This window comes from Haloarchaeobius salinus (genome assembly GCF_024464185.1).
Lineage (GTDB): Archaea > Halobacteriota > Halobacteria > Halobacteriales > Natrialbaceae > Haloarchaeobius > Haloarchaeobius salinus.
On the sequence record NZ_JANHAU010000002.1, the window covers coordinates 1 to 21,558 of the forward strand.

General features: G+C 65.7%; 22 protein-coding genes and 2 pseudogenes. 10 read left to right on the forward strand and 14 right to left on the reverse strand.

All coding sequences use genetic code 11. The features are described 5' to 3' along the window. Positions 1-144: 144 nt before the first annotated feature. The 11 genes and pseudogenes from NO345_RS06475 to NO345_RS06525 form a co-directional block, all read right to left on the reverse strand. Positions 145-549, reverse strand: coding sequence for a winged helix-turn-helix domain-containing protein (locus NO345_RS06475; RefSeq protein WP_256297593.1), 405 nt, complete (start codon positions 547-549; stop codon positions 145-147). A gap of 163 nt (positions 550-712) precedes the next feature. Continuing rightward, the gene (locus tag NO345_RS06480; RefSeq protein WP_256297596.1) at positions 713-1,576 is read right to left on the reverse strand and encodes an ABC transporter permease; all 864 of its coding nucleotides are present in this window, start codon (positions 1,574-1,576) and stop codon (positions 713-715) included. A gap of 1 nt (position 1,577) precedes the next feature. Further along, positions 1,578-2,486, reverse strand: coding sequence for an ABC transporter permease (locus tag NO345_RS06485; RefSeq protein ID WP_256297597.1), 909 nt, complete (start codon positions 2,484-2,486; stop codon positions 1,578-1,580). Then, positions 2,483-3,592, reverse strand: a complete 1,110-nt coding sequence (locus NO345_RS06490; protein ID WP_256297599.1) for an ABC transporter ATP-binding protein — start codon at positions 3,590-3,592, stop codon at positions 2,483-2,485. The genes NO345_RS06485 and NO345_RS06490 overlap by 4 nt, the downstream gene beginning before the upstream one ends. A gap of 30 nt (positions 3,593-3,622) precedes the next feature. Then, positions 3,623-4,756 (reverse strand): ABC transporter substrate-binding protein, encoded by a 1,134-nt coding sequence (locus NO345_RS06495; RefSeq protein ID WP_256297601.1) that lies wholly within the window; start codon positions 4,754-4,756, stop codon positions 3,623-3,625. A 312-nt stretch (positions 4,757-5,068) separates the two neighbouring features. After that, positions 5,069-5,284 (reverse strand): annotated as a pseudogene (locus NO345_RS06500) (hypothetical protein); the annotation flags it as partial. A gap of 200 nt (positions 5,285-5,484) precedes the next feature. Next, a complete protein-coding gene (locus NO345_RS06505) occupies positions 5,485-5,772 on the reverse strand; it encodes an amphi-Trp domain-containing protein (protein ID WP_256297605.1) in 288 nt (95 codons plus the stop codon). A 97-nt stretch (positions 5,773-5,869) separates the two neighbouring features. After that, positions 5,870-6,112, reverse strand: a pseudogene (locus tag NO345_RS06510) (hypothetical protein); the annotation flags it as partial. A 3-nt stretch (positions 6,113-6,115) separates the two neighbouring features. Further along, positions 6,116-6,646 (reverse strand): DUF7342 family protein, encoded by a 531-nt coding sequence (locus NO345_RS06515; protein ID WP_256297609.1) that lies wholly within the window; start codon positions 6,644-6,646, stop codon positions 6,116-6,118. A 122-nt stretch (positions 6,647-6,768) separates the two neighbouring features. After that, positions 6,769-7,173 (reverse strand): hypothetical protein, encoded by a 405-nt coding sequence (locus NO345_RS06520; protein ID WP_256297610.1) that lies wholly within the window; start codon positions 7,171-7,173, stop codon positions 6,769-6,771. A 113-nt stretch (positions 7,174-7,286) separates the two neighbouring features. Further along, positions 7,287-8,150 carry an undecaprenyl-diphosphate phosphatase gene (locus NO345_RS06525; RefSeq protein WP_256297612.1) on the reverse strand — a complete coding sequence of 288 codons (864 nt, stop codon included), beginning with the start codon at positions 8,148-8,150 and terminating at the stop codon, positions 7,287-7,289. A gap of 151 nt (positions 8,151-8,301) precedes the next feature. On the opposite strand from NO345_RS06525, the gene NO345_RS06530 reads away from it, so the two are divergent. Beyond that, complete coding sequence (locus tag NO345_RS06530) at positions 8,302-9,084, forward strand: methionyl-tRNA formyltransferase (protein ID WP_256297614.1); 783 nt, start codon at positions 8,302-8,304, stop codon at positions 9,082-9,084. A 165-nt stretch (positions 9,085-9,249) separates the two neighbouring features. Here the strand turns inward: NO345_RS06530 and NO345_RS06535 are convergent, their stop codons facing one another. Together NO345_RS06535 and NO345_RS06540 are read right to left on the reverse strand one after the other, a co-directional pair. Further along, entirely contained in the window at positions 9,250-9,750 is a 501-nt protein-coding gene (locus NO345_RS06535) for a DUF8154 family protein (RefSeq protein ID WP_256297616.1), read from the reverse strand. A 3-nt stretch (positions 9,751-9,753) separates the two neighbouring features. Beyond that, a complete protein-coding gene (locus NO345_RS06540; RefSeq protein ID WP_256297618.1) occupies positions 9,754-10,437 on the reverse strand; it encodes a nucleotidyltransferase domain-containing protein in 684 nt (227 codons plus the stop codon). A gap of 119 nt (positions 10,438-10,556) precedes the next feature. Here NO345_RS06540 and NO345_RS06545 point away from each other — a divergent pair, with 119 nt between their 5' ends. The 8 genes from NO345_RS06545 (at position 10,557) to NO345_RS06580 (ending at position 19,177) form a co-directional block, all read left to right on the forward strand. Beyond that, positions 10,557-11,513 carry an oxidoreductase gene (locus NO345_RS06545; protein WP_256297620.1) on the forward strand — a complete coding sequence of 319 codons (957 nt, stop codon included), beginning with the start codon at positions 10,557-10,559 and terminating at the stop codon, positions 11,511-11,513. A gap of 228 nt (positions 11,514-11,741) precedes the next feature. After that, complete coding sequence (locus NO345_RS06550; RefSeq protein ID WP_256297622.1) at positions 11,742-12,416, forward strand: helix-turn-helix domain-containing protein; 675 nt, start codon at positions 11,742-11,744, stop codon at positions 12,414-12,416. Between the two features lie 70 nt (positions 12,417-12,486). Then, the gene (locus NO345_RS06555) at positions 12,487-13,797 is read left to right on the forward strand and encodes an ABC transporter substrate-binding protein (protein ID WP_256297624.1); all 1,311 of its coding nucleotides are present in this window, start codon (positions 12,487-12,489) and stop codon (positions 13,795-13,797) included. Between the two features lie 19 nt (positions 13,798-13,816). Beyond that, positions 13,817-14,725 (forward strand): carbohydrate ABC transporter permease, encoded by a 909-nt coding sequence (locus NO345_RS06560; protein ID WP_256297626.1) that lies wholly within the window; start codon positions 13,817-13,819, stop codon positions 14,723-14,725. Next, the gene (locus NO345_RS06565; protein ID WP_256297628.1) at positions 14,725-15,600 is read left to right on the forward strand and encodes a carbohydrate ABC transporter permease; all 876 of its coding nucleotides are present in this window, start codon (positions 14,725-14,727) and stop codon (positions 15,598-15,600) included. Before NO345_RS06560 ends, NO345_RS06565 begins: the two co-directional genes overlap by 1 nt. Continuing rightward, complete coding sequence (locus NO345_RS06570; RefSeq protein ID WP_256297629.1) at positions 15,600-16,730, forward strand: ABC transporter ATP-binding protein; 1,131 nt, start codon at positions 15,600-15,602, stop codon at positions 16,728-16,730. The genes NO345_RS06565 and NO345_RS06570 overlap by 1 nt, the downstream gene beginning before the upstream one ends. Before the next feature lie 39 nt (positions 16,731-16,769). Next, entirely contained in the window at positions 16,770-18,104 is a 1,335-nt protein-coding gene (locus NO345_RS06575; RefSeq protein WP_256297631.1) for a CaiB/BaiF CoA transferase family protein, read from the forward strand. Beyond that, positions 18,101-19,177 carry a LeuA family protein gene (locus tag NO345_RS06580; protein ID WP_256297633.1) on the forward strand — a complete coding sequence of 359 codons (1,077 nt, stop codon included), beginning with the start codon at positions 18,101-18,103 and terminating at the stop codon, positions 19,175-19,177. Before NO345_RS06575 ends, NO345_RS06580 begins: the two co-directional genes overlap by 4 nt. A gap of 129 nt (positions 19,178-19,306) precedes the next feature. Here the strand turns inward: NO345_RS06580 and NO345_RS06585 are convergent, their stop codons facing one another. Continuing rightward, positions 19,307-20,146: a VOC family protein gene (locus NO345_RS06585; RefSeq protein ID WP_256299545.1), complete on the reverse strand. Its 840-nt coding sequence runs from the start codon at positions 20,144-20,146 to the stop codon at positions 19,307-19,309. Positions 20,147-20,551: 405 nt separating this feature from the next. Between NO345_RS06585 and NO345_RS06590 the strand changes: the two genes are divergently transcribed. Further along, positions 20,552-21,517, forward strand: coding sequence for a cation diffusion facilitator family transporter (locus tag NO345_RS06590; protein ID WP_256297635.1), 966 nt, complete (start codon positions 20,552-20,554; stop codon positions 21,515-21,517). Positions 21,518-21,558 lie beyond the last annotated feature (41 nt).

The window sequence follows — 21,558 nt, forward strand, 5'->3', positions numbered from 1 at the left end:
CTACGTTCGGCGGCGTTCCCTCGCTCGGTCTCCACAGAGTTCGTCGAGAGATATTCCGAAACTCATTGCGAGACCGAATCAGTGGAGAGGTTCAACTCCGAGAACGATTTGATTCGGCGTCTACTGTTCAGGGCGGGGAGAATGTCAATCATCTAAGTCGTCTTCCAGCTCTTCGAGTTCTGCATCGAGTTCCTCATCAGTGCGACCCTCACCGATTTGTTTCTCGGGTTCTTCGGGATTGGCGTCCGCATCGCGGTGGTGACCGAACATCCGATCTACTTGGTTGAGACTAGAGACGTACCGGCGAATGTCGTCCCGTTCGCTCAGAGCGTAGTAATAGCCGTCGTCTGTTTTGCCGATGTAGCCGTCGTCGTAGAGACGTTTCAGTGTGGTTGTGGCAGTCCCTCTGGGGATGTCGAGGGCTTCCGTGAGGTCCTGCGGGGAGTATCCCCATTTGGGATTCTGGTACAGGTACGCCACGATATCTGACTTCGTGGTTCCCGGACGAAGGTTGAGTTCGGAGTCGTGGTCTTCGAGGAGCACCGGCATAATGTACCCAGATGTAGCCGATTGTATAATAAATCTGTTTCGGTCAGTTCGTACGATTCCGAATCCATTGACCAAGCCCAGAAGTCCATAATTAGTGAGACGATGATGGCCGATGCCGAGTTCTTGTGTTGAGATGTCGGTCTCCCACCCGAAACGGGAGGACTCAGGTCCCCAGCAGGTACCGCCGGATCCCGAGGACGAGCAGCGGGATGGCGATGGTGATGACGAGCATCACCGTCGCGAGCGCGTCGATCTGCGGGCTGATGCTCGTCCGGAGCATCGAGAAGATGACGACCGGGACGGTCGTCGTGGTCCGTTTCACCCAGAACTGCGTCGCCGTGAACTCGCCGAACGAGATGACGAAGACGATGACCATCGCGGTGAGGATCGACGGCGAGATGAGCGGGAAGGTGACCTCGCGGAACGTCGTCACCGGGTTGGCACCGAGGGTCTTCGCGGCCTCCTCCAGGGTCTCGTCGAACAGGTAGAGCTGGCTGCGGATGATGAGGAACGCGTAGGGGAGCCCCAGCAGCGTGTGCATCACGATGAGCCAGGCGAGCGACCGCTCGAGACCGATCTGGCCGAAGAAGATGGTCGAGGCGACGCCGACGATGATGGGCGGGATGAGCAGCGGCGACAGCATGACGATGACGAGGGCGTCCTGCGCGGGGAAGTCGTTGCGGACGAACCCCATCGCCGTGAGCGTCCCGACGAGGCCGGCCCCGAGCGCGGCCGCGACCCCGACCTGGAAGCTGTTCCAGAGCGCCCGGAGCATCCGGGTGTCCGCGAGCAGCGCCTCGTACCACCGGAGGCTGAGCGAGGACGGCGGGAAGTTCCCGAGCCGCGACGGGTTGAACGAGTTGATGACGATGACCGCGAGCGGCAGCAGCATCAGCACGTAGACGAACACCGTGACCGCGCGGATGAGGTTCCACTTGGTCCGCGTCGAGAGCGTGATCCCGAAGTAGCCCCGTTCGGCGTCGACGTCCGTCTCGCCCTGGGTCACGGCGTCGGTTTCGGTCGCCACGTCAGGCCACCCCCGTCTCCAGCGCCTCTTCGAGGTCGACGCGCCGCGTGAACAAGTACAGCAGGACGCCGATGATGGCGAAGTAGATGAGCGACAGCGCGGCGGCGAACGGCCAGTTGAAGTCGAGGATGAACACCGTCTCGATGACCGGCGCGATCATCCGCGTGCTGGGGCCACCCAGGAGCGTCGGCGCGAGGAACGCGCCCGCGGAGATGATGAACACGAACAGGATCCCCGAGACGATGCCGGGAAGCGACTGCGGGAGCGTGATCTCGCGGAACGCCCGGAAGTCCGTCGCCCCGAGCGTCTTCGCGGCGTGTATCTGGTCCTCCTCGATGGTGCTGACGGAGACGTAGACGGGCAGTATCATGAACGGCAGCAGGCTCACGGTCAGCCCGAGTATCATGCTGTAGTCCGTGTACATGATGTCGAGCGGCGACGCGATGACGCCAAGGTCCAGGAGGAGCCCGTTCAGGACGCCGTTGTTCGAGAGGACGATGATCCACGCGTACGTCCTGATGATGAAGGGCACCCAGTACTGGAGGACGACCAGCCCGAGCAGCACCCACTTCCAGTCGGTCTTCGACCGGCCGAGGAAGTAGCCGACGGTGTAGCCCAGCGGGAGCGCCAGGAGCGTCACGACGACACCGTAGACGAGCGACTCGAGGATGATGTTCTTGTAGACGTCGGCCTCCCAGAACCGCTCGTAGTTCGCGAGCGTGAACTCGTAGATGACGTTCCCGAAGTCGCCGGGCACGGAGAAACTGATGACGACGATGACCGTCATCGGCAGGAACAGGAACAGGAGGACCCAGGCGATCCCCAGCCCCGGTGAGAGCAGGAGTCTGACCAGGTCGCTCTCCATCACGCGGTCTCGCACCTTCCCGAAGCGTGCACGCTCCGTGCTCATGGCTCGCCCTGCTCGGCGACGGGTGCGTCCCCGGCCGGCAGACACGTGACGTTCGCTGGCTCGATGTGCATCGACACGGTGTCACCGAGTTCGTGGAAGACCTCCTCGCTGTGGTCGGCGATGTGGCTCACCTGGAGCGTCTGGTCCAGCTCGGGCACGCGGATGAAGTAGTTGATGTCGCGGCCCCGGTAGTCGACGGACTCGATGGTTCCCTCGATGACGTTGGTCTCCGGTTCGGTGCCGTCGACGAGTTTCAGCTTCTCGTCGCGGAGGAACAGCGACACCGCGTCTCCCGGGGCAAGCTCCTCGTCGTCGGGGACCTGCAGTTCGACGCCGTCCGCGAGTTCGGCGACTGCGCGCCCGTTCTCCCTGCGGTACGTCCCGACGACCTCCGTCGACCGGCCGAGGAAGTCCGCGACGAAGCGCGTCTCCGGCCCCCGATAGACGTTCTCTGGCGCATCGAACTGCTCCAGTCGCCCGTCGTTCATCACGGCGATCTTGTCGCCGAGGGACAGCGCCTCGTTCTGGTTGTGCGTGACGTAGACCGTCGTGACCCCCGTCTCCTCCTGGATGCGCCGCAGCTCGCTCCGGATGCTCGTCCGGAGGTTCTTGTCGAGGTTCGACAGCGGCTCGTCCATCAGCACGAGGTCCGGGTCGAACGCGATGGCGCGTGCCACCGCGATGCGCTGTTGCTCACCGCCGCTGCACTCCTCCGGGTACTTCTCCTCGTAGCCCTCCAGGTTCACCATCCGGAGCATCTCCTCGACGCGCTCGCGCTGTTCTTCCTCCGGGGCGTTGCGCATCTTCAGACCGAACGCGACGTTCTCGAACACGGTCTTGTGCGGGAACAGCGCGTAGTCCTGGAACACCAGCCCGATGTTGCGTCGGTACGGCGGCAGGTCCGTGATGTCCTCGCCCTCGAGCCGTATCTCGCCGTCTGTCAGCGTCTCCAGTCCGGTGATCGACCGGAGGATCGTCGACTTCCCACAGCCCGACGGGCCGACGATGGTCACGAACTGTCCCTCCTCGATGTCCAGCGACACGTCGTTCACCGCGACGAGGTCGCCGAACTCCTTCCGTATCTCGTCTAGCTCCAGAAATGCCATGTCGTGTCACCCTCTGATTTCGGGGTCCGGTCAGTTCCCACGCACTTCCTCCCACCGCTGGGACCACTCGTCGTTGTGCTCGTTGATGTACTCCACGTCGGGGAACTTCAGCCCCTCGCCGCCGGACGGGTCGTAGTCGTAGAGGCCCGTGATGGTGTCGGAGGTGACGCTGGTCGACGGCGGCAGCCCGAGCTTCTCGACGACCGGCCTGAGGATCTCGTCCCGCAGGAGGAAGTTGATGAACTCCAGGCACGCCTCCCGCTTGTCGTCCTCGATCCCCTCCACGAGTGCGTGGTTCTGGGTGTAGCCGTACGCTCCCTCGTCCGGGATGACGTAGCTGAGGTGGTCGTTCCCGTCCTGCACCGCCCCGTAGATGACGTTGCCCCAGGCCTCGCCCACCCAGGCGTCGGTCGACGTGAACAGCCGTCCCAGCTCGTCGCCGCTCGTCCAGTTCGTGACGACGAGGTCCTGCTGTTCGGCGACGCGCTGCCAGATCTGTTCGATCGCCTCATCGTAGGAGCTCTCCGCCCCGATGTCGTTGGGGTCCATCCCCATCTCGAGGGCGGTCGTGAACACGCGGATGAAGCCGAAGCCCTCGGGGGCGACGTGGCCCGAGTACGCCTCGTCCCACATCGCACTCCACGACGTCGGGTCGTCGAGCTCCTCGTTGTTGTACGCCATCCCGACGGTACCGTAGGCGTGCGGGACGCCGTGTATCTGCTCGCCCGGGTCGAAGATCGGGTTCTTCAGCGGGTCGAGGACGTTGCTCTCGTAGTTCGGGATCTCGGACGGGTCGATCGGCTCCCAGACCTCTTCCATGGTCCCGTTGTAGAGCGTGAACGGTGGGACACTCGCCATGTCGACCTCGGCCTGGCCCGCCTTGATCTGTGCGTACCCGCTCTGCTGGCTGCTCCGGAGGGCGACCTCGACGGTCGTCCCGAACTCCTCCTCGAACGGTTCGAACGCCTCCGACTCCAGCGCGTCCAGCATGGTTCCACCCTCCATCTGGAGGACGATCTCGTCTGCAGTCCCGCCTCCACCGCCGAACGCATTGATACACCCGGCCAGCGATGCGGTGCCAGCGCCGGCGAGTGCCCCGAGCAGCCCGCGTCGACTGGTCGCGCTACGACTGGACCCACCATTGGCCTTGTTCATGTGTGACATGGGAAGTCAATGCGTACCTCTCGGTATAACCATGTGACCTCTCATGAGAGGGGGTCTCGGAGAAGCGGATGCTGCTACTCCCGTCTCGCCGGTGTCCGTGGCCGTCACCACTGAAACGGCCTCCTCAGTCGATTACGAGCGACCGCCCGCAGTCGGGACACTCCTCGTCGACGATGGTGACCTGGGCGTCGCAGTCGGGGCAGAACTCGCGGTAGCAGGCGCGATCTCCCATACTTCGAGAGACAGCAGCCAGCGACAAAACAGTAGTCCCACGTTCGATGGCCTCTCGGATCGTCCTGTGACGCGCCCGCCTCAGACCCCCGACGCGTATCTCGGAAGTACTTCCTCCAGAAGGTCCTCGACGATTTCCCAGAGGATCAGCGACGGCGTCTGGTGTTCGAACGTGACTCCCCACCGGTCTTCCTCGTCGTCGGCCGAGTACTGGAAGTGGGCTCGACCGAGTTCGGTGTGGTCTTCGTCCTGGTGCCAGCCGGCGTGGAACCCGGTGCTCGTGTCGCTGTAGTTGACCGGCTCTGTTGAAATCCTCAATCCGTGACAGATTTGGGGATAATCGGTACGTACAGGAACCTCACGTACCGATTGCCTTGTTGAACTGCTTCCCACCTGTCAAGAACGCCGCCGACATACAAAGCATCTATCCAGCACAACGGTTGCGTCTAGTTCACCGCAAACGGGCGAATCACTCGTTCGGTGAACGTGCGGTGTGACTACTCGATTTCTAACTGATCACTTCCGCTGCTCTCCTGACCGTCGTTCTCGTCCCATTCGAGTTCGAACTCGATACTTCGTTCAGTCATGTTGCCAGCCGGGCCTTCGCGTTCAGCTTTGACTTCGAAGGTCGGTCGGGCAGGAGGATTCAGCGTTACAGACTCGGAGCCTGCTTTCAGCTTGATAGCGTTGCCGCTGTCGAGATTGTCCGCGACTTTCCGGAGGTACGATGCAATCTCTTCTCGACTCTGGACACTCTCCGATTTGAACAGAACTTCTTCAGGCATACAGGAGATAGTACACAGCCCGCACCGATAAATACGCAACCCCACTCACCGGCTGTTTCACCGCAGATAGTATCGAACTAATAGGATTTCAACAGAGCCAGTTGACCCGGAACCAGTCGTGCGGCGTCTGTCTGTACCAGCCGATGACTAGTTCCGGGAGCTCTGGACCAGTCGGGGGTTCGAGTCGAGAAGGGTCGAACGTCGTTCGCAACTGCTTCGCTTCGACCTCGTCCGGAACGTATTCGACGGCCGTTATCTGTGGGACGCGGTCGAGGACATCCCGCTTGAGCTGTGCGTACAGATTGGCGTTCGGGTCGCCACCCGGGTGTTGGACGGCCATTCGTCAGTTGTTGGCTTCGGCACGGTCAGCGGTCGGTGCCAGGAAGTCCCACTCTCGGATCGCGAAGCCGACGATCTGGATGCGACGCTGGAGGTGGTCCCAGTCACGTGCGACGTCTCTCCGACGCTTCTCCTCGTCGGGTCCGACGTGGCTCTCGGCGACCGTCGCGCGGAGCTGGTTCGGGGATTCGACACCGAACTCGTCCTCCCACTCGCGAATGCGGTCTTTCATCTCCGCGAGACGGTCGGTCAGCTCCTCGACCGTCTGCGCCCCGTCGCGGAGCCGCATCGCCTCCTGCATCGCCTGCCGACGATAGTCCGGGGAGTACGTCGTGTGCGTCCCGCTGTCGTCCCGGTGCAGAACCCCGTCTTCGACCAGTCGTTCGAGGACGCGCTTCGTCGGCCCGTGTGACCACTCGGCCTCGGAGGCGATCCAGTTCGCCGTCCGTGGCTCCGAGAGTTGACGGGCGACCATTCGGACGCGGTCCTCGCCTGTGGTCTGTCGCTCCACGAGGCTTGGTTCCTCGTCGGTCATGTCTCACAGTTCTCGGCCTGTATTAATATAGATTGAGGTGCTTCGTTCTATAACGAACTAATGCTGTCGGGACCGACTCGTGGGGTTGGTCGTCAGGAGGCGTCCTGAATGCGGAACGTCTGTTACCCCTGGTTGTCTCGAATCGCGACGAGCAATCCGTCAGTGAACTTCGCCTCGAGACTGATGTAGTCCCCATCGATGGAGGTGTGGAACTCGAAGAGACCGTGGTACTCCACGTCGATCCAACCGTGGTGAACCCTCTGGATGCTTCCGGCCATCTCATCGAGCGGATTCTCGAAGCCTTCGAGTTCGACGTCGTAGAGTGGCCGTTCCGTTTCGGGGACGGTTTCGTACTCGCAGTCCTGTCTGAAGAGACGACCGTCGGCCGTGACCCTGTAGTGGTCAAGCTGCGGATGGTGTCGGCTGATCGACTTCGTCTGCCACGTGAGTCCGTAGGGGTCGCCGTCGATATCTGGGAAATCCACGTCGAGCCCGTCTTCGAAGGTCAGCCGGTCGTAGAGTCCCATGTTTCCAGCGTTCTTCGAGGACAGACTTAGCTATGCAGCTGGTATGTCGATCTATCACATGGCTCTCTCGTCGGGTTTCGAAACTGCCGTTCTCTGCCGATCACGCGGTGTCGCTACGCCAGCAGTATCGCCAGCCCGCCGCCCACAATCGCAAGCGCCCCGAGGCCCACACAGACGCCCCAGAACGCGACCCGTTTCACGACCCGCATCAGCGCGTCGATGGTGAGGTAGCCGACGACGGCGGCGACGACGAGCGCGAGCAGCGCGGCGACCGGCGAGAGCGTGGGGAGCCCGCCGCCGTCGAGGACGGCGAGCACACCGGCCCCGAGCGCGGCGGGCACGCTCAGCAGGAACGAGAGCCGGAACGACGCCTCGCCCTCGTAGCCGCGCAGCAGCAGCGCGCTGACGGTCGTCCCCGACCGGGAGACGCCGGGGAGGATGGCGAGGCCCTGGAGCGCGCCCACCAGGACGGCGTCGACGGCGGTCGGCGTCTCGCGGTGGCCCGCGACGCCGCCGTCGGGCGCTGGCGTCTCGTCGCGGTCGGCGTCGCCCGTGCCGGCGACGCGCTGGAGGATGCCGGTCACGACGAGCAGCACGCCGATGAGCGCGACGGCCGCGCCGCCGGTGAGTTCGGAGACGAGCCCCTCGATGGCGAGGTAGGCGGCGATGCCGACGATACCGGAGGCGAGCGTCGCCAGCACGAGGAAGGAGAGCGTGGCGGTCTCGTCGCGGAACGGGTCGTCGGGGCGCAGTTCGGGCAGCGTCCAGCCCACGTCGGCGAGCGTGTCGCGGTAGTAGACGGTGGCGGCGAGCGCGGTACCGACGTGGAGGAACAGCGAGTACTGGACCGCGGCCTCCGGCTCGCTCCCGAGTGCGGTCAGGACGACCGTGACGTTGCCCTCGCTGGAGACGGGCAACCACTCGAAGATGCCCTGGAGGACACCGACGACGAGCGCGACGAGGACCTCCGAGTCCATACAGCGCCGTCCAGTCCGGTGATACAAAGCCCGTTCGGTTGCGTCCCTGTGGGGCCCGCCCACGAGCACCCGGACGGGCCGTTCCGGCCGGGTGCCGGCCTGCGGTAGCTGCCACCTAGCTATGTGCGATGGCTCCGAACCGGTTCCTACAATGATCGACGTCGCGTTCTTCGGGAGCCACCCGCTCGGTGAGGCCTGCCTCGAACGACTCCACGCCCACGAGGCGGTCTCGGTCCCCGTCGTCGTCACGTACCCCGAGGACGAGGAGCACTGGTGGGACGGCTCGGTCAACCGGCTCGCGCACGACCTCGGCTACGACGTGCTGCCCATCGCCGACGAGCGGGACGTGCTCGACTACGAGTTCGACTACCTGCTCAGCGTCTACTACCCCAACATCCTCGGGCCGGAGCTGCTCGACCATCCCGACGAGGCCGCGATCAACCTCCATCAGGCCGAACTCCCGCGGTACCGGGGGAGTAACGTGTTCAGTCACTCCATACTGAACGCTCGCGAGGACGACCACTGGAGGCACGGCACCACGATGCACTTCATGGCCGAGCAGGTCGACGCGGGCGACATCATCGACCGCAGGTTCGCCGAGATAACCGAGACCGACACCAGCCGGACGCTCTACGAGAAGGTCCGGGAGCGATCCATCGAGCTGTTCGAGGAGATGCTGCCGAAGCTCGTCTCGGGCGAGGTCCTCGAGATGGGGACCCCCCAGTCCGAGTACGACGGTGAGCGGTACTTCTACGCGAAGGACAGCCTCGACGGCGCGAAGGAGATCCCCCTCGACGAACTCGTCGACGGCGACGAACTCGCCGTGTACGACCGGATCCGCGCGCTCGACTTCCCGCCGTTCGAGCCCGCCTACACCCGTCTGGGCGGCGAGAAGGTCTACCTGACGAGGACGAACTACGAGTCGCTGTTCTGACAGCCGTCCGGGTGGAACTCGCTGTCGCGCCGTGGCTGTGTTCTCACGAGCCAGTCCGCGCTCGCCGACAGCCTTGACTGCTTGCCGTCCCAAGCGAAGTCCAGTATGAGCAACTGGACTGCGGCGGACGTGCCGGACCAGTCGGGACGAACAGGGGGGTGACGTCTAACCGAGTTGACAGCGACACTCATGGCGACGCCCGACGATGTTGATGCACCGTCTATGGATTCGATTCGCTAATTCGAGCATCGCCTCGGCTCGTTCCCGGGTCGCCTTCCCATCCTGATAGTACGTCTGTGCCCGGTTCTCTCTCCAGAGATTGTCCAATCGCGACGCGAGCTCTGCGCTGACGAATCCAACCTCCGCACTTCGGTTGATGGCCGTCGTGTGTGACTGTGGTGGGTTGCTGGGGTCCTGATGCCCCTCCTCGATCAGCCAGAACATGAACGTCTTCTCAATCGAGGTGAATGAAGCTTCGACGGTCAACGTGTAGTACCCATCGTCGAGTAACTGATCCGCACCGGAGAGTGACCGACACGCCTTGCGGAGCTGTACCAGCTCCGCAGACGACACGCCCAGTCCGTCCTCGGCTGTCTGTCCACCGTGACGGAACGCTGTTTCTGCGTCGGTGAGTGTGGGCTCGATATCGTCCAGGGTGATCGGCATCGCTCAGTCGTCACCCCGTTCGTCCGCGTACACTGCCGTTCGGACGTCCGGTAATCTATCACTCCGTTTCAACACGATTCCCTCGTCGAATATCTCTCGTAACTTCTCGCCGTGTGATTTGGCCGATTCTGTCGTCTCGACGAGCACCTCGAACTGGTACCGGTCGCCATCGAACCGGCGCTCTTCGAGGTCTCTGGCAATCTGTGACCCGATGCGGCGTCCGTACGTTCCGTCGCCCTCCACGATGAGCAAGAGGTCGATATCGCTCCCTCGGTCGGCAGTTCCCCGGGCGACGCTTCCGAAGAGGATGACGCCGACTACTCCCTCGACCTCCCTGGAGTCATCTACCCGGCTCGTGAGCCCTTCGAGGAACGTTTGAATCGGGTCACGAAACTCCTCCTGTGGAACCGAGAAGATGGGGTCGGAACGCTCGATATGGCTCTGGTCGATCGCGATTCGAGCCGGCTTCCCATCGCTGATATCGAGGACACCGAGCTGTTCAAGCAGCGCGATGGAGCGTGAGACCGTCGAGATATCGGCACCTGTTCTGGTGGCTAACTCCTGTTGCGTGTACGCCTCGAATGGCTCGTTCATCAGGTGGTGGAGGATGTCTTGCATCGCCTGATATCGGAAGACTCGCTCCTCCGGAAATGGAAAGTCGAGCAGTACCTTGGCCCGTTCTTGCATATACTGCAACTACTTGCATAATGTGCAAAAGTGTTTGGGTTGGGTGTCTCCCCTTCACGGCACGACGGTCCGCGCTCGCCGACAGCCTTGACTGCCTGCCCTCCTAAACGGAATCCAGTATGAGCAACTGGACTGCGGCGGACGTGCCGGACCAGTCGGGGCGAACGGTCGTCGTCACCGGGGCCAACAGCGGCCTCGGGCTGGAGGGGACGAAGCACTTCGCCGACGCGGGCGCGACCGTGGTGATGGCCTGCCGCAGCACGAGCAAGGGCGAGTCTGCCGCCGCCGAGGTGCGCCAGACGGTCCCCGACGCCGACCTCGACGTGCGCGAGTGCGACCTCGCGGACCTCGACTCGGTGGCGTCGTTCGCCGCGGACGTCCGCGACGACTACGCCGCGGTCGACGTCCTCTGCAACAACGCCGGCGTGATGGCGATCCCGCGCTCGGAGACGACGGACGGCTTCGAGACCCAGTTCGGCGTGAACCACCTCGGGCACTTCGCGCTGACCGGGCACCTGCTCGGGGCGCTCCGGGCGAGCGAGGGCGAGGCCCGGGTCGTCAGCCAGTCCAGCGGCCTGCACGAGCGCGGCGAGATGGAGTTCGACGACCTCCACGGCGAGCGCAGCTACGACAGGTGGGACGCCTACGCCCAGTCGAAGCTCGCGAACCTCCTCTTCGCGTACGAACTCGACCGGCGACTCGACGCAGTCGGTGTCGACGACGTGACGAGCGTCGGCTGCCATCCCGGCTACTCGTCGACGAACCTCCAGTACCGCGGCCCCGAGGCGAGCGGCTCGTGGCTCCGGCTCGCGATGATGCGCGTCGCCAACGCCGTCGTCGGCCAGTCGCCGCGCGTCGGCGCGCTCCCGATGGTGTACGCCGCCACCCATCCCGGTATCGAGGGCGGCGAGTACGTCGGCCCGGGCGGGCTCATGGACATGCGCGGCTATCCCGCGGTGCAGGAGTCGAGCGAGCGCTCGCACGACGAGCCGAGCGCACAGCGGCTCTGGGAGGTCTCCGAGGCGCTGACGGGCGTCACCTACGCGCTCGGGGAGCCGGTCGTCGCGGAGGACTGACCCCGGCCGTCACAGCAGCAGCGAGACGATGGCGAGTCCCAGCAGGCTGCCGGTCTGCAGGGGGTCGCCGGCGAGGGCCGTACCCACGTCCCCCGTACTACCGGTGGTCGCGAGCTGCGTCGCCGATGCGAACAGTGGCGTCCGACGGAGCGCCCGCCAGCCGCTTCAGGATAGACGTGCGACGCGAACGCGGGCAACGCTGATTATCGTTCATGCGAAACCCTCGGTATGTACCGGGCCAAGCTCTACATCGATATCCAGACGGAGTGCGTGCTGAGCGAGGTGACGAACCGGTGGGACACCTCCTTCGCGGTCAAGCACGAGGAGGTCCTCGACGACGAGCACATCGCGTTCGTCATCGACGCGGGCGAGCGGGTGGAGGAGTTCATCGCCGCGTTCGAGGCGTCGGACCAGGTCCCCGAGGTCGAGCGCGTCGACGACACCCACATCCAGCTCACGAAGCGCTCCTGCGGCGCGCTGCCCATCATCCGGAAGAACCACGGCATGATGCAGTGGTGGGACCGGGTCAGCGGCAGCCAGCGCACGTTCGACATCGTGGTGTTCCGGCGCGACGACCTGCGGAACATCGTCTCCGAACTCCGGGAGATCGGGTCGGTGGAGCTCGCCCGACTCACGCCGTATCGCGCCCCGGAGGCCATGCTCTCGGAGCGACAGGCGGAGGTCGTGGGGCTGGCCATCGAGGCGGGCTACTACGAGTGGCCGCGCGAGACGGACGCCGAGACGCTCGCGGCACAGCTCGACATCACGCACTCGACGTTCCTCGAGCACCTCCGCAAGGCCGAGTCCCGGCTGCTGCGGAGCGCGCTCGACGCCAGCGGCGAGGCCGGCAGCCCGCCGCCGGTCGAGCGCCCGCCGGACCCGGTCGAACACGGCGCACACTGACCGGGGATACTTAAAGAGCCAACAAGTGAAGGGCGAACTGGCTCCCCCATCTACCGTGTTATCGGTTCTCATGGCACGGGACCAATCGACCAGGCGGCAGCTGCTGACCGCGACCGGCGCAGCCACGACGGTCGCACTCGCGGGGTGCATCGACTCACTGACCGGCGGCGGTTCGGGCGGCGGTTCGAACGAGATCAAGTACCTCTCGGACCGGGGCGACTCGCGGGAGATCATCGACCAGATCATCTCCGAGTTCGAGAACGAGTACGACTACACGGTCGACGTCACCTACACGTCGAAGGGCACCTCGACCGACGAACAGCTCCAGCGGATGCGCGCGGCGGGGAACCCACCGGACATCATCTTCGACACGTCCGCCGACGCCTACCGCTACCAGCGCGACGGCAAGGCGGCACAGGTAAGCGACGTTGTGCAGGGGACGGGCCTGCCCGACCCGGTGAACGTCGACGGCGAGTCCTACTTCGTCCCGACGATGGTCGAGCCGCTGATGGGCTGGTACCGCAACGACCTCTACCCGGAGAACCCGACGACGTGGGAGACCTGGCAGACGGAGGCCCAGCGCATCTCCGAGGAGGAGGACATCAACGGCTACGTCGTCCAGTCCGGACAGACGAACAACGCGGACACGATGGTCACACAGACGCTGTGGCAGAACGACGTGAACATCTACGACGGCCCGGCCGACGACATCCAGGTGACCATCGACGACGACGGGAACCGTCAGGCGGCCGTCGAGACGTACGAGTGGCTCCAGACGATGGCGCAGTACGCACCGAACGGCTCCGGCTGGGAGTGGGGCGACGCCATCGCCGCGCTCCAGCAGGAGAACGCCGCGGCCGCGATGAGCGTCGGCGGCCTGCCCATCCTCACCATCCAGGCGAACCGGCCGGACCTCGTCGACAGCCTCTCGCCCACCGCGTTCCCCGTCCCCGACGGGAAGGCACAGGACAAGTGGTGGGCGTACATGGAGGGACACGTCGTCTGGAACGACGGCGACGCGACCGAGGGCGCACGCGAGTTCGTGGACTTCTTCAGCAGCTCAGAGCGGTTCATGGACTTCATCCTCTCCGCGCCGCTGTTCCAGTTCCCGCCCACCCGGGAGGGCCTCGACAGCGAGGCGGTGCAGAACAACGAGACCATCCAGCAACACCCCGAGGTGATGGACCTCGTCCGCGACAACTGGGACGCGTTCACGACCGTCCTCGCCACCGGCCGGGACGGCGCGCCGAACATCGTCGCCGCGGACGCCTACGGTCAGCAACTGCTCGGGCAGTCCGCCGACCAGCTGCTCGTCGGGGGCCGCTCGCCGGAGGAGACGGTCGACTGGGTCGCGAGCGAACTGCGGGGGCTGCAGGGTTGAATCCCGTCGTCCAGCCACAATGAGCACGTCGACCCTCAGGCAGCCGTTCGCCGACCTCGACGAGCGGCGGCTGCTGCTCTGGCTCACGTTCCTGCCCCTCGTCGCGTTCTTCACCCTGGTGTGGGCCATCCCAATCCTGTACGCGCTCGGGATGAGCCTGTTCGAGAACCCGACGACGTCGCCGACGTTCGCCGGCCTCGACAACTACACCGCCATCCTGACCAGCGGCGACTTCCTGCTGTTCCTCTGGAACAGCGTGCTGTACGCGGTGTCGACGACCGTGTTCAGCCTGATCATCGGGCTGGCGCTCGCGCTCGTCGTCAACCAGGAGATCCGCGGCGGGAGCGTCCTCCGGACGATGATGATCTTCCCGTACCTGCTGCCGACGCTCGTGGTCATCTTCATCTGGCAGTTCCTGTTCGACCCGAACATCGGCGTCATCAACCAGTGGCTCGTCGACTACGGCGTCGTGAGCGAACCCATCGCGTTCTTCTCGACGGTCGAGTGGGCGATGCCCGCGGTCGCCATCACGAGCGTCTGGAAGTTCGGCTCGTTCGCGTTCTTCATCCTGCTCGCGCGGCTGCAGGCCATCGACCCGAACCTCTACGAGCGCGCCCGCGTCGAGGGTGCCTCGCCGTGGCAGTCGTTCCGGGACATCACCGTCCCGCACCTCCGGGGGGCCATCCTCATCATCCTGCTCGTCAGGGGCATCTGGATGTTCAACAAGTTCGACATCATCTACCTCTCCACGAGGGGTGGCCCGCTGGACGCGACGACCACGCTCCCCATCCGGGTGTACGAGCTCGCGTTCAACGAGGTGAACTTCGGCGGCGCGACCGCGATGGCGGGCATCATGTTCTTCCTGCTCGCGGGGGTCGCCGTCGTCTACTTCAAGGTGTTCGAACCCGAGAAGGAGGTGGCGCACTGATGCTGGGCCTCGGCGAAGGTGAGGCCGGCTCCATCGTCCCGCAACACCTCCAGCGGCGCATCAAGCGCGTCTCGGTCGTCGTCGTCGCGCTGGCGGTCGCCATCTTCGTCACCATCCCGGTGTACGTGATGGTCGCCGTCGCGGTCCAGGACCCCACGACCGTCTTCGCGGGCGGCGACGTCCACCTGCTGATCACCGACCTGACGTTCCGGAACTTCGAGGTGCTGCTCGAGCAGACGGACACGGTCCGCTACTTCACGAACAGCCTCATCGTCACCATCAGCTCGACGTTCCTGTCGACGTCGCTCGCGGTCGCCGCGGGCTACGGCCTCACGCGCTTCGAGTTCACCGGCAAGACCGTGGCGGCACGCGCGGTGCTGTTCTCGTACATGTTCAGCCCCATCGTGCTCGCCATCCCGCTGTACGTCATCTTCTACACGCTCGGCATGCTCGACAGCTACTTCGCGCTGACGCTCGGCCTGACCGCCATCTCCGCGCCCTTCACCATCTGGCTCATGTGGCAGTACTTCCAGACGGTGCCCATCGCGCTGGAGGAGTCGGCCTGGGTGCGCGGCGCGAGTCGCACCCGCACCGTCTGGGACGTGGTGCTCCCGGTCGCACGGCCGGGCTACATCTCCGCGGCCATCTTCTCCTTTGCGGTCGCGTGGAACGACTTCACCATGTCCCGCGTCGTCATGAGCAGCGACGAGATGTACACCATCACGGTCGGGGCGAGCCTGTTCCTCGACCGCGTCACCATCGGCTGGGGCGAGACGATGGCCGTCTCGCTGCTCATCTGCATCCCGCCGTTCCTCATCGCCGTCTTCCTCCAGAACTACCTGCTCCAGGGCTTCAACGTCGGAGGGCTCGAATAATGGCACGTCCAATCCACTTCGATACGGTTCGCAAGGAGTACCGCACCGCCGGCGCGACCCACGTCGCCGTCGACGACCTCACCCTCTCCATCCCGGAGGGGTCGTTCACCACGCTCGTCGGCCCCTCGGGCTGTGGCAAGACGACCACGCTCCGGATGATCGCCGGGCTGGAGACGCCGACCTCGGGTCGCCTCTCCTTCGGCGACGAGGACGTGACCGACCAGTCGCCACAGGAGCGCAACTGCGCGATGGTGTTCCAGTCCATCGCCCTGTACCCCCACATGACCGTCCGGCAGAACATCGGCTACGGGCTGAAGGTACAGGGCGTGTCGAAGGAGGTCCGCGACGAGCGCATCGACGAGGCCGCGGAGACCCTCCAGATCACCGAACAGCTGGAGAAGATGCCCGCCGAGCTGTCGGGCGGCCAGCAACAGCGCGTCGCGCTCGGCTCGGCGTTCGTCCAGGACCCCGACGTGCTCCTGCTCGACGAGCCGATGAGCGACCTCGACGCGAAGCTCAAGGCCGAGCTCCGTGTCGAGGTCCAGCGGCTCCACCAGGAGCTCGACGCCACCGTCGTCTACGTCACCCACGACCAGACGGAGGCGATGACGATGAGCGACCAGGTCATCCTGCTGAACGACGGTCGGCTGGAGCAGTTCGCGCCCCCGGGAGAGCTGTTCGACGACCCCGTCTCGGCGTACGTCGCCGAGTTCATCGGCACGCCGTCGACCAACCTCCTGCCCGCGACCGTCGAACGGACCGACGAGGGGCTCGTCCTCGCCGGCGATGGCTTCGCCGTCGCCGCGCCCGAGGACCAGTTCGCCGACCGCGTCGGCGAGGCGGTCACGCTGGGCATCCGCCCGCAGTACCTCTCGCCCGACGGCGGCACCTACGAGCTGCGCATCGTCGCGGAGGTCGTCGAACAGCTCGGCACGGAGTTCGTCGTCCACGGCCACACACCCGACGGTACGGCGGTCGACGCCGTCTCGGCCGCGTTCGGCGACGTCGCACACGACGACGAGTTCGTCGTCGGCTTCGACCCCGCGGACCTGTTCGTCTTCGGCGACGACGGCCGGACCATCTGCCACGGCGACGCGTTCCCGAGCGAGCGGCCCTCACAGCCCCAGTGACACCACCGGTACAGTCTCCCAACCCACCTTACAACCACGATGACGAACGAACCCAATCCCCCTGCAGAGAGCGCGTCGGCCGACGAACGAGGTCAGCGGACCGAGCGTCGCCACAGCACAGCCGAGCAGCCACCCCCCGGTCACCGCCTCCGGGCCGACGGCGGCCGCGTCGCCCCCGGCCTGTTGCCGGGTGAGGACGGCCGCCCGCTGTCGGGCGTGACGGTGCTCGAACTCGGGCACATCATCGCCGGCCCGTTCTGCTCGATGGTGCTCGCCGACCTCGGCGCGGAGGTCATCAAGGTCGAATCACCGGGACGGGGCGACGCCGTCCGCGATTCGAGCCCCATCGGCAACAGCTCGTTCAACTACGTCAACCGGAACAAGCTCGGCGTCGCGCTCGACCTGAAATCCGAGGATGGGCGGGCCATCTTCTACGAGCTGGTCGAGGAGGCCGACGTGCTCGTCGAGAACTTCGCGGCCGGCACCGCGGACCGCCTCGGCGTCGGCTACGAGGACCTATCCGCGGTGAACGACGAGCTCGTCTACTGCTCCATCAAGGGGTTCAACCCCGGGCCGTACGAGTCGTTCCCCGCGCTCGACCCCGTCGCCGAGGCGCTCTCGGGCGTGATGAGCGTGACGGGCCACCCCGGCCAGCCGCCCGTGCGCTCGGGCACCAGCCTCTCGGACATGGTCGCGTCGCTGTACGCCGCGGTGACCGTCCTCGGCGCGGTGCGCCAGCGCGACGCGACCGGCGAGGGCCAGCACGTCACCGTGCCGCTGTTCGAGAGCACGGTCGCCCTGATGGGCTACTGGCTCGCGTACACCCAGGCGTACGACGACGTGCCCGAGCCGATGGGCGCGAGCCACCCCGGCTGGGCCCCCTACGACGTCTTCCAGTCCGCCGACGACGAGTGGGTGTTCATCGGGCCGTCCTCGGACCGCGCGTGGCGGCGGTTCTGCGACGCGCTCGACCTCGACCTCGCGGACGACGAGCGCTTCGCCGAACTCGCCGACCGGCTCGACAACCGTACGGTGCTCCACGCCATCGTCGAGGCACGGTGCGAGGAGCTCCCGGCCGAGGAGATCGTCTCGCGACTGCAGGCGGCGAGCGTCCCCGTCGCCCCGGTGAACGACACCCGCGACGTCTGTGCCGACCCGCACCTCCACGAGACGGACGCGCTCGCCGAGGTCCGCGCGACGGAGGGCGACGGGGGCCGCATCGCGACGCCCCGGTTCCCCGCGCGGGCGACCGGCTTCGACCGCGTCGAGTCCACCGACCCGCCCGAACTCGGCGAGGACACCACGGCGGTCCTCGACGCGCTCGGCTACGACGACGAGGCGGTCGACCGACTCCGCGAGGAGGGCGTCATATGAAGCTGCTCGACCTCACGTTGCGCGAGGGCGAACAGCGTCCCGGCGTCGAGTACACCGTCGACCAGAAGGTCGCGGCCGCCCGCGAACTCGACGCGCTCGGCGTCGACTACATCCAGGTCGGCTTCCCCGTCGCCGACGACCGCACGAGGCGCGTCTGCGAGCGGGTCGACCTCGACGCGAAGACGACCGGCATCGCCCGTGCGGTGCCGGCCGACGTGGACGCCGCCATCGACGCCGGCGTCGACGTCGTCAACCTGTTCGCGCCGACGAGCGACCGCCAGCTCGAACACGTCCTCGGGAGATCCCGCGAGGAGCTCCTCGACACGGTCGTCACGGTCGCCGACCGCGCCCGCGACCACGGCGTCGAGGTCCACTTCGACGCGATGGACGGCTTCCGGACCGACCCGGCCGACCTCGACGCGCTGTTCGACGCCATCGACGCCGAGCTGTACACCATGGCCGACACCGTCGGCGGCCGGACGCCCGCTGGTGTCGTCGACCACCTCGAAGCCATAGAGACGAGCCTCGACGACCTCGGCGTCCACTTCCACGACGACCTCGGGGTCGCCACCGCGAACACGCTCGCGGCCGCACGCCTCGGCGTCGCCCGTGCCGACGTGTCGGTCGCCGGCCTCGGCGAACGCGCGGGCAACGCCGTGCTCGAGGAGGTCGTCGCCGCAGCCGTCGTCGGCGACGAGCCGTTCACCCTCGACGTGGACGAGCGCCGACTGCTCCCGACTGCACGGGCCGTCCTCGACGCGCTCGACGAGGACGTCGAGCCCGCCAAGGCGCTGCTCGGCGACGAGGTGTTCGCCCACGAGTCCGGGCTCCACACCGCCGCGATGCTCGACGACCCGGCCACGTTCGAGCCGTTCGACCCCGCCCGATTCGGTGGCCAGCGCCGGCTCCTGTTCGGGAGCGCGACCGGCACGGGGGCCGCTCGTCGGCTCCTCGAACGCGCCGGCAGGGAGCCGACCGAGGAGCGCGTCGGCGCACTGCTCGACCGGCTCGACGACGTCGAGGAGGAACTGTCGCTGGAGGCGGCGGTGGCGCTGGCCGGCGAGGTGGCGTGACGACGCTCGCCCGTTCGCTGTTCTCGCGGGCGGAACTGCCGGGCGGTGTGGATGCGTATCCACCACTGGTTGTTCGCCCGGCTGAGCCCGGTGTCAGAAGAGCGGGCTGAACGGCGCGAGACGGACCGTTCAGGCTCGGAACCGCATCTCGATCCCGTCTGGTCCTGTGACGGCGATCCCGTCGTCAGTCCCGGTGACCGTGTACCGACCCTCCGCGACTCGATCCTGGACCGCGTCCAGTGCGTCCGCGTCGGGAAGGACCACCTCGAACCAGGACAGTCCCCTGCCGTCGACTGGTCTGGACCGGTGGTGCCACGTGTTCGCCCCGAGGTGGTGGTGGTATCCGCCGGCAGAGACGAAGGATGCGGCCGGTACCTCCGTTTGCACCTCGAACCCGACGCGATCCACGTAGAACGCTCTGAACTCCTCGAGTGAGGATACCTCGAGGTGGACGTGTCCCACATCCGTCCCAGCAGGGAGTCCCGATTCGCCAGCGGCAGCGGCTCTCAGCGGTTCGAGATCGAGGGAATACGTGCCCATACGGATGGTCCCGTCGTCGCCGCGAGGCCACTCCTCGCGCGGGTAATCCCGGTAGATCTCGATTCCGTTCCCCTCCGGGTCAGTCAGGTACAGTGCCTCGCTCACGCCGTGGTCGGATGCGCCACCGAGCTGCCAGCGCTCACGAACACGTGCCAACGCGTCACCCAGCGCTTCACGAGAGGGGACTCTGAACGCGTTGTGAAAGAGCCCCGCCCCCGACCGGTGTCGACCGAGCGCATCCGGGTCGTGCTCCAGCACGAGCAGCGGGGTCTCCTCGACACCGAGGACCGCGGTCGTGTCGGAGCGACCGAGCACGGTGAGCCCGACGATATCCTGGTAGAAGTCGGCCATCTCCGTGAGCTTCGACACCGTGAGTGCAGTCCGTCCGATACGGGTCTCCGGGGGCAGTGTCTCTCCGTTCGAGTGCATGGTCGACCGATGTGACGTGTTCGCCGCGTTCGCTCGCCGCTCCATCAGACCGCCGCCTCCGGCTGGTCGTCGGTCACAGGCACCGTCGCGTGCTGTCGTTCCATTACAGTATATCGTTTGGAGCCAAACCCACGTATATCTCAGGCGACAGTAGTGTGACCAGGTAATGCCCACCCAACCACCGGCGGCAGATGGCACGGACCAGTCCGATGTGGAACGGCGTACGGCGGACGCCTGTAACGGAGTTGGGCGGTGGAGGCGGTGGGGTCGAAGTGGAAGCCCGTCGTCCTTACCGACTCGCGACACGGTGACCGAGTGCACCGACCCGTCCCTCACATAATCACAACCCGGTCCACTGTGAAGACTGACGACTTGAAACGTTCGCGTGCCCCATCCCTCTGGAAGATGGCTGCTGGAAGTACCGGCGTCGTGATCGCGGCACTGTTCGCTAACGCCGGTATCACGGTGCTGAAATTCGGCGGGTTCTTGCTGACCGGGAGTCCAGCGATGCTCGCCGAGACCTACCACTCCATCTCCGACACGGGCAATCAGGTCCTGCTTCTGGTCGGGATCAGAGGCAGCAAACAGCAGGCGACCAGAGCCCACCCCTTCGGTCACGGGAAGACCCAGTTCTTCTACGCGTTCCTCGTCTCGGTGCTGCTCTTCGGGGCCGCAGGGTGGAAGAGCCTCACGCACGGTGTCGCGGAACTGCGCGCCGGCGGGCACGAGATCGAAACTGGCTCCGCGCAGTTTCTCGGGGTCACGATCGATCTGCAGGCACCGGTGGACCCGTTCTACATCGTGGTCGCCATCCTGCTCGGAGCGGTCGTCTTCGAGGTGTACGCCCTCTCGAAGGCGAACGCCGAACTGCGACGCCAGATGGAGGTCTACGACTGGTCGGGCTATCGCCAGGCGTTTAGCCATACGAGCGACATCACGACGCTGACTGCCTTCACGGAGGATGCGGTCGCACTGCTGGGGCTCCTCACCGCGCTCTTCGGGATCGTTGCGACACGTATCACCGGGAACCCCGCCTACGACGCCGCCGCCGCAGTCGTGATCGGAGTTCTCCTCATGACGTTCGCGGTGGCACTGGCGATCGAGAACAAGCGGCTCATCATCGGCGAGAGTCTCCCCGCGGACGTCGAGCGGGAGCTGCGCACGGCCGTCGAGTCCCACGCGGGCGTCGTCCATCTCGATGACTTCCGGACGATGTTCATCGGGACCGGGAAGGTACTCGTCACGGCGGACGTGAGCTTCGACCCGGAGCTCGTGACCGGCGACATCGACGAGGCTGTCCAGCAGATCGAGCAGGCACTGTCCGACGTCGACGGTCGAGTGAAGCTGGTGTACATCGAGCCGGAGCTGTGACCGTATTCCGCCACACGAGCGCGTGCACTGGCTCCCCGACG